Annotated in this window: 9 protein-coding genes and 1 pseudogene; 2 read left to right on the forward strand and 8 right to left on the reverse strand. The window is 67.8% G+C overall.

What is annotated here, in order from left to right:
- Positions 1-38: 38 nt before the first annotated feature.
- Positions 39-794, reverse strand: a complete 756-nt coding sequence (locus AC1VAN_RS13065) for an arginyltransferase (RefSeq protein WP_032975961.1) — start codon at positions 792-794, stop codon at positions 39-41.
- A 156-nt stretch (positions 795-950) separates the two neighbouring features.
- Here AC1VAN_RS13065 and AC1VAN_RS13070 point away from each other — a divergent pair, with 156 nt between their 5' ends.
- On the forward strand, positions 951-1,514 hold the full coding sequence (locus AC1VAN_RS13070) for an EF-hand domain-containing protein (protein ID WP_442252391.1): 564 nt from the start codon (positions 951-953) through the stop codon (positions 1,512-1,514).
- A gap of 51 nt (positions 1,515-1,565) precedes the next feature.
- Here the strand turns inward: AC1VAN_RS13070 and AC1VAN_RS13075 are convergent, their stop codons facing one another.
- The 4 genes and pseudogenes from AC1VAN_RS13075 to AC1VAN_RS13090 all read right to left on the reverse strand — a co-directional run.
- A complete protein-coding gene (locus tag AC1VAN_RS13075; protein ID WP_032975964.1) occupies positions 1,566-2,783 on the reverse strand; it encodes an RNA polymerase sigma factor in 1,218 nt (405 codons plus the stop codon).
- Positions 2,784-2,931: 148 nt separating this feature from the next.
- Entirely contained in the window at positions 2,932-3,441 is a 510-nt protein-coding gene (locus AC1VAN_RS13080; protein WP_442252392.1) for a pathogenicity-like protein, read from the reverse strand.
- A gap of 3 nt (positions 3,442-3,444) precedes the next feature.
- On the reverse strand, positions 3,445-4,344 hold the full coding sequence (tesB, locus tag AC1VAN_RS13085) for an acyl-CoA thioesterase II (RefSeq protein WP_032951563.1): 900 nt from the start codon (positions 4,342-4,344) through the stop codon (positions 3,445-3,447).
- A gap of 52 nt (positions 4,345-4,396) precedes the next feature.
- Positions 4,397-5,122 (reverse strand): annotated as a pseudogene (locus AC1VAN_RS13090) (enoyl-CoA hydratase/isomerase family protein); the annotation flags it as partial.
- A 35-nt stretch (positions 5,123-5,157) separates the two neighbouring features.
- On the opposite strand from AC1VAN_RS13090, the gene AC1VAN_RS13095 reads away from it, so the two are divergent.
- Positions 5,158-5,607 (forward strand): copper chaperone PCu(A)C, encoded by a 450-nt coding sequence (locus AC1VAN_RS13095; RefSeq protein WP_025873857.1) that lies wholly within the window; start codon positions 5,158-5,160, stop codon positions 5,605-5,607.
- Between the two features lie 103 nt (positions 5,608-5,710).
- On the opposite strand, the gene AC1VAN_RS13100 is transcribed toward AC1VAN_RS13095, so the two are convergent.
- The 3 genes from AC1VAN_RS13100 to AC1VAN_RS13110 all read right to left on the reverse strand — a co-directional run.
- Complete coding sequence (locus AC1VAN_RS13100) at positions 5,711-6,436, reverse strand: enolase (protein ID WP_080149416.1); 726 nt, start codon at positions 6,434-6,436, stop codon at positions 5,711-5,713.
- A 76-nt stretch (positions 6,437-6,512) separates the two neighbouring features.
- Positions 6,513-6,920, reverse strand: a complete 408-nt coding sequence (locus AC1VAN_RS13105; protein WP_025873855.1) for an acyl-CoA thioesterase — start codon at positions 6,918-6,920, stop codon at positions 6,513-6,515.
- The coding region (locus AC1VAN_RS13110) for a hypothetical protein (RefSeq protein WP_480985946.1) at positions 6,920-7,127 on the reverse strand (208 nt) is incomplete at its 5' end. The genes AC1VAN_RS13110 and AC1VAN_RS13105, both read right to left, overlap by 1 nt.

The following is a 7,127-nucleotide window of genomic DNA, read 5'->3' on the forward strand; positions in this document are numbered from 1 at the left end:
GGGCCATATTGTGCACCTGGCCCGGTGTCAGTGGTTTGTCAGCGTCCGTCCAGTTCGTCATCGAAATCATGCCAGCGGCGGCCATCGTAGGCCTCCAGCGGGCGATAGCGCCGCTTGTAGTCCATCTTCTGGTGCTCGCGTATCCAGTAGCCCAGGTACAGGTGGGGCAGGCCCTCGCGGCGGGCCCACTCCAGCTGCTGCAGGATCGCGAACGTGCCCAGCCCGCGCGCGGCATGGGCGGGGTCGAAGAAGGTATAGACCGCCGACAGCCCGTGCTCGGTCACATCGGTTACCGCCACGCCCAGCAGCTGGCTGGGCTGCCCGTCGTGGCCGGGCAGGCGCATTTCCATGAAGCGCGTGTGCGACCAGCTGCCGATCAGGAACTGTTCGAACTCGTGCGGGCCGTGGTCGTCCATGCCGCCCTTGGCATGACGATGCACCAGGTAGCGGTGGTACAGCTCGAACAGATCCTCGCGTGGCATGGCCGCGGTGATGCGCACTTCCAGATCGGCATTGCGGGCGGCGCAGCGGCGCTGGCTGCGATCCGGGGCGAAGCGGGCCACCGGAATGCGCACGGCGACGCAGGCGTGGCAGTTCGCACAATGCGGGCGATAGACCAGGTCGCCGCTGCGTCGGAAGCCCCAGCTCAGGGCCAGCGGGTACAGCCCGCCGAGGCGACGGTCCTGCGGGTCCAGCACCAGGTCGCGTGCAACCCGGTCCGGCCAGTACCCGCAGGGGTGCTCGCCGGTCTGGAACAGTCGCAGTTCGTCGTCTCTGTCGCCGTGTCTCGCCATGGGCACAGCATAGCTCCAGCCTGTCGCAATGGCGGCGACTGTCCGCCGGATGAATGGAATGGGCGGCTGCGTCAACCGAGGTCGTGGTCAGGCGTTGTTGTCCTCCGAGGGTGAGGTGTTCACCCCGATGCCAATCCCATTTCCAGGAGTGACCCCATGATCCGTACCCCCCTGCTGCTGGCCCTGCTGCTCGGCACCTCCGCGACCGGCATTGCCTTGGCTGCCGACACCCCGGCTGCACCGGCGCAGCGTTCGGCCAAGCTGGATACCAATGGCGACGGCGTCATCGACCGCAGCGAAGCGGCGGCCAACCCGCGCCTGGCCGCAAAGTTCGACGAGCTGGACAAGAACAAGGACGGCAAGCTCTCGCGTGATGAGCTGCCGCGCTGGAAGCATGGCCGCCACGGTGGTCGCGGCGGCGAGCGCTGGGCCAAGCTGGACACGAACAAGGATGGCCGCATCAGCCGTGACGAAGCCAAGGCCGATCCGCGCCTGGCCGAGCGTTTCGACCAGCTCGACCTCAACAAGGATGGCTACCTGGACAAGGCCGACCGCGAGCTGCGCATGAAGCAGCATCGTGACGCCTGGTTCGCCGCGGCCGATACCAACAAGGATGGCCAGCTGAGCAAGGCCGAGTTCGACGCCGCCAAGGGCCCGATGCACGGTGGCCCGCGCCACGGCGGCCCCCGTGACGCCGCCGCGCCGAAGCCGCAGCGCTGATTTTCAATGCAGTGATCGACGACAACGCCGGCGCACTGCCGGCGTTGTCCGTTACAGGCGGCCGCTGAGCGTCATCGTGTAGGCCAGGGCACCGATGACGATCAGGTTCACCGCCATCATGCCGGTCAGGCCGTACATGGATTCGTACTTCCAGTTGATCCCGTTACGCCCACGCCGGGCTGCATCACGCGCAAGCAGCGGCGCCATGATTCGCCGCAGCGTCACCAGGCACTGGTAGTTGACCACCACCAGGCCCAGTGCCAGCACCAGCAGCTGCGCCCACATCGGCGCCTGCAGCAGCACGGTGAACAGGATGGCCAGGCACCAGCCCAGGCTGGTGCCGGTGCTGAGGTTGACGAAGCGGCGGACCTGGACCTGCTCGGCACCGGTCTCTGCGTAGGACAGCAGGAAACGCCCTCCGAGATAGCTGCCGAGTGCGCCACCGACGACGCCACCGATGATCGCGGCCCAGCTTGACGCAGGCAGCATCTGCAGCTGGCCCAGCGTGGCGGTCAACGAGCCGAGCGCGGTGCCGCCGGCAGCGCTGGCGCCACCGAGGCCGAGCTTGCTGCCCCCCACGCCGACGCCGGTTCCCAGCAGGATCGCCGCGCTGGCGGTGCCGGGCGCGGCGATCATCACCATCGACACCACCGCCGTTGCGAACGCAGCACTGGGCGCGCTGCTGCGTGCGAATTCGCCGAAGCGCTGCAGCAGGCCCTCGCGCACCTGCGCACGGGCACGTGACAGGCGCTTGCGTACCGCCGCGTCGCTCAGCCCGAGCAGGTCGGCCACCTGCTGCGAATGCTGGCCCTCGCGGTAATACAACAGCAGGACTTCGCGGCTGTCGGCGGGCAGGGCAGAGATGATGTCTTCGGCAGCGATTTCCTCTTCCAGCCGCTGCAGGCGATCGGCCACGCCCGGGGTCGGATCCGCAGCCATGGTCAGCGCCACTTCGGCAGCCTCGCCGCTCAGCGGTCGGCCACGTTGTGCGCGCAGCCAGTCGCGGGCGAGGTTGCGGGTGATCTGCCGCAGCCAAGGCAGGAAGCTGCTCGCGCTGCGCAGCTGGTGCAGCTGCTGCCAGCCCTTCACGAACGCTTCCTGGGCGATGTCCTCGCTGGCCTGGCGGTCGCCGGTGATGGCCAGGGCGATGGCGGTGACCGTGTTCTGGCAGGCCAGCACGATGCGGCCATAGGCATGCTGGCATCCGCTGCTGGCGGCCGGCAGTTCGCGTTCCAGGGTTTCGTCGATGCTTGCGGCGAAGATCGTCATGGCGGCGGGCTCCTGCAGGGATTGTGTCCCATGACGGAGCCGCGCGCCGAATGTGACCGGTTCGCGTCCCGGTAGCGCCGGGCCATGCCCGGCGGCGTTTCTGTCAGGCCGCTGCGCTCGCCGGGCATGGCCCGGCACTACCTGCGCGTTACGTGGACGGCTGGATGCGGACCCGCACTTCCTCTTCTGCCGGCGGTGCCGGCGCGGTCGGCTGTGCTTGCTGCGGCTGTGCCTGCGGGGTGGGCACCGGCGCGGTTGGGGCAGGGGCACCGCGATGGCGCAGGCCGATCACCAGCGCCACCCCGGCGATCACCACCAGCAGGGCAATGCGGATGCGCCAGGCCCAGCCACGACCACCGGCACTTTCCTGCACATCATCGCGGAAGGCGAATTCGGCGGTCGGGTGGTCACGACGGGTGGTGTCGAGCAGGCGGGCGTCGCGCAGGATTTCGCGCGCACGCGGCTGGTCGTCGGCGCGCACGACCCACACCGCAGGGTAGGCGCCTGCATTGCCCAGGTCGGTATAGCTGAACTGACCCCGGCGACGGGTCTTGTACGAGCGTCCGTTGGTGACCTTCACCTGGATGTCGTGGCTGCGCAGGAGCTCGGCCACGCCTTCCACGGTTTCCACGCGCTGGCTGCTGAAAATCTGACGCATCGGTCAATCCTTGGCCGGCACGGCGGCCGCTGCTGCCTGGTCCGGAACCACGCGGATCAAGCCTTCCTGGGCGGTGCTGGCAACCAGCACGCCATCACGGGTGAAGAACTGGCCACGGGCCAGGCCGCGCGAATCCTGCGCACTGGGGCTGTCCAGCGAGTACAGCAGCCAATCGTCGGCGCGGAACGGGCGGTGGAACCAGATCGCGTGGTCCAGCGAGGCCATCTGCACGTGCGGATGGTAGTAGCTGATGCCGTGCGGGAAGGTCGCCGTGCCCAGCAGGTGGAAGTCCGACGCGTAGGCCAGCAGTGCCTGGTGCAGCTCGGGAGCATCGCCCACGCGCTCGCTCAGGCGCAGCCAGACCTGGTGGTAGGGCGGGCGCTTGGGCGGGTTCAGTTCATCGCGGGGATACACATGGCGGAACTCGAACGGACCGCCGCGCGAGAGCCAGCGCTGCACCTTGATCGGCAAGCGCTCAAGCACCTCCGCCGGCAACGGCCGGTTCGGTTCGATGTCTTCCGGTTGCGGCACTTCGGGCATCTTGTGCTGGTGCTCGGCACCGGATTCGGCCTGCTGGAACGAGGCCGCGCAGAAGAAGATCACCTTGCCATGCTGGATGGCGGTCACCCGGCGCACCGAGAAGCTGCCACCGTCGCGGGTACGGTCGACGTCGTAGACGATCGGATGGTCGATGTTGCCGGCGCGGAGGAAATAGGCGTGCAGCGAGTGCACATGGCGACCATTGTCGACCGTGGCCTGCGCGGCCGCCAGGGCCTGGCCCAGCACCTGCCCGCCGAACACGTACTTGGTACCGATGTCGCGGCTCTGGCCSCGGAACAGGTTGTCCTCCAGCCGCTCCAGGGTGAGCAGATCGATCAGCTCGGAGACGACGGGTTCGGGCATGTCGTTCAAGGGGGCGGCCACAGCGATGAAAGAGGGGTCGATTATACCGGTGTGCGAACCAGGCCTCGACGAAGCGGTCGAGCTGGATCAGGTCCGGATGCAGGGCGTCGTGCAGCTCGGCGCGGGCAATGGCACGGGTCAGCAGCATCGGCTGCCGCGGCTGCTTCAGCAGGTCCTGCAGCCAGGCCACCGCACGGGCCGCCACCAGTTCGCCATCCACCAGTTCGTCGACCAGGCCGATCTGCAGCGCCTGTTCGGCCGGTACCAGCGCGCCGGTGGCCAGCAGCACGCTGGAGCGGTGCGCGCCCACCGCACGGCGCAACAGGCGCTGGATGCCTTCCGGTGCGATCAGGCCGACCTGCACTTCGTTCAGGCCGATGGCATACGGGCGCGCCGGATCGGCACTGCGTGCCATCACCCGGTAGTCGCAGCACAGGGCCAGCACGCAGCCGCCCGCCGGTGCATGGCCGGTGATCGCCGCAACCACCGGGATGCGGCTCTCGGCCAGCGTGCGTACCGCGCCGAAGAACGCGTTCCAGGTGTCCAGCAGCTTGTGCTTGTCATCACCATGCGAGAGCAGGTGCGGCACGTCCATGCCGCCGGTGAAGATGCGCTCGCTGCCGGACAGCACGATGCCGTGCGCGTCCTCGGCCATCGCCAGTTCGATGGCATGGATCAACTGCCGGCACAGCTCGGTGTCCAGTGCATTGACCGGCGGCCGCGCCAGCCGCAGTTCGCGGATGGGGCCATGGTTGATCACCTCGATGAGCGTCGTCATGCTGCGGGTCTCGTTGCGAAGAAGGAACCTGGGCGATGATAACCAAACCATTCGTTGGCGTACTGTTGATGATGTGTGCGGGCGCAGCATCGGCGGCGGCCGCGGTGCCGGAGTGCGTCACCGTCTCGCAGGGCTGGGTACGTCTGCCGCCCAGCCCGACGGCGACGCCCATGACTGCCGGCTATGGCGTGATCCGCAACGGCTGCTCCACCGCGGTGACCATCATCGGTGCGCGCAGTGCGAGTTTCGGTGATGTGTCGTTGCACGAGACCCGGATCGTCGACGGGGTCAGCCGCATGCGTGCTGTCGAGCGCCTGCCATTGGCGCCGGGCGAACGTGCCGTGCTCAAGCCCGGCGGCCTGCACCTGATGTTGATGGACGGCAGGCGCGTATTGGAGGAGGGGCAGCCCGTGTGGCTGCAGGTGCAACTGGAGGGGGGCACCGAAGTCAGCACGGCCCTGATAGTGCGCAAGGCCGCGCCGTAACGCGGCGCTCGTTCCGCCGGGCATGGCCCGGCGAGCGCGCAGCGCGGTGGGGCTTAATCGGTAGCGCCGGGCCATGCCCGGCGAGCGCACAGCGCGGTGGGGCTTACGACCAGTCGTACGAGAACAGCACCGTGCGGCTTTCCGGCTCGTACAGCATCACGATCGCATCGGCACCGGTTGCACACCAGTTGTAGCCGGCCACTTCGGCCACGGCGAAGAAYTTGTGGCCATCGCGGGTGATGATCGCGCGCTCGGCATCGTCCGGCGCATGCCGGTCGTCGGCAGCCTCGGTGAACGCCAGCGCGAAGGCGGCCGGAATCTCCGCGGTTTCGATCCAGTTGCCGGTCGAGATCTGCCCGCCCAGCACATCGAGGTACGCCTGCTCGCCGGGCTCGCCGTCGCCATAGCGCGAATAGCTGGCCAGGCGTCCATGCTGCTGGAAGTACGCACGTGCCTTGCTGTAGCTCTCACGCATCTCAGCGATGTGCTTCAGCGCGTGCTTGTCCTGCACCTGGTCGCCGATGAAGTAGCCCTCCTCACCGAGGAAACGCATGCGGTTGTCGGCGGTCAGTGCAAAGGCGATCCAGTTGGTGCCGGTTAACGCGTTGTGGTGCTCTTCGGTGGTTTCACCAATACAGCCGTCGTAGGGCTCGATCGGGCACAGCATCGTGGCCACGCTGCCGGCCAGTTCCGGGCGCAGCACGCCGAGGTCGATTTTCAGCAGCGGCAACAGGTGCTGGCCAAGCCAAGCCTGGTCATCGGGGAATACGTCGGCGGGGAAGGGGACCATGCCGGGCAGCAGGTCGCGCAGTTCAGTCTGGTGGATCATGTCAGTCCTTTGATTGGAACGGTCGCGCCGGGCCATGCCCGGCGGGGAGAGTGCCGGCCAGCGGCCGGCACTACCTTCAGGTGGATGCGCTGCGGATCGCGTCCGGCAGCGGCGCGCTCTTGCCGGTCTGCGTGTCCATCCAGACCACCACCACGTTGCCGTCCGAATACAGCTTCGACTCGTCCTGCTGGTCGACGATGCGATGACCGATGGTCACGCTGCTGTTGCCCAGGCGCTCGACGAACAGCTCAACCAGGATGTCGTTGGGCCACACGATCGGCAACCGGTAGTTGACGTTGGTGGCGGCCACCACCGGTGCGATGCGGTCGGTCATCGACACGCCTTCCACGCCCAGCATCCAGCGCACGCGCGCCTCTTCCAGGTAGGAGATGTACTTGGCGTTGTTGACGTGGCCCATGCTGTCCATGTCACGCCAGCGCACGCTGATCGGAATGCGGGCCAGGATCTTGTGTTCGCTGCTCATCAGGCGTCCTTCTTCTTCTTGGTGCCGGCCGTGGCGGTCTTGCTGGCCTTGCCGGTGCTCTTGGCGGCGGCTGCCTTCTTCGCCGGCTTCTCGGGCTTCACCTTGCGCGGCGGGCGCGCATCGGGCTTGTTGGCCACGGCGGCGGGCTGGTCCGGTCGCGCGCTGGTGGACGGCAGCATCCGGGCGAGGAACTGCCCGGTATACGAA

The organism is Stenotrophomonas sp. 05L44_2 (genome assembly GCF_056665995.1).

Excerpts from the sequence above, each read along its gene's own strand:
- AC1VAN_RS13105 (WP_025873855.1), bottom strand. The coding sequence starts at position 6,920 with ATGAGCAGCGAACACAAGATCCTGGCCCGCATTCCGATCAGCGTGCGC.
- AC1VAN_RS13070 (WP_442252391.1), top strand. The coding sequence starts at position 951 with ATGATCCGTACCCCCCTGCTGCTGGCCCTGCTGCTCGGCACCTCCGCG.
- AC1VAN_RS13075 (WP_032975964.1), bottom strand. The coding sequence starts at position 2,783 with ATGACGATCTTCGCCGCAAGCATCGACGAAACCCTGGAACGCGAACTG.
- AC1VAN_RS13065 (WP_032975961.1), bottom strand. The coding sequence starts at position 794 with ATGGCGAGACACGGCGACAGAGACGACGAACTGCGACTGTTCCAGACC.
- AC1VAN_RS13080 (WP_442252392.1), bottom strand. The coding sequence starts at position 3,441 with ATGCGTCAGATTTTCAGCAGCCAGCGCGTGGAAACCGTGGAAGGCGTG.
- AC1VAN_RS13095 (WP_025873857.1), top strand. The coding sequence starts at position 5,158 with ATGATAACCAAACCATTCGTTGGCGTACTGTTGATGATGTGTGCGGGC.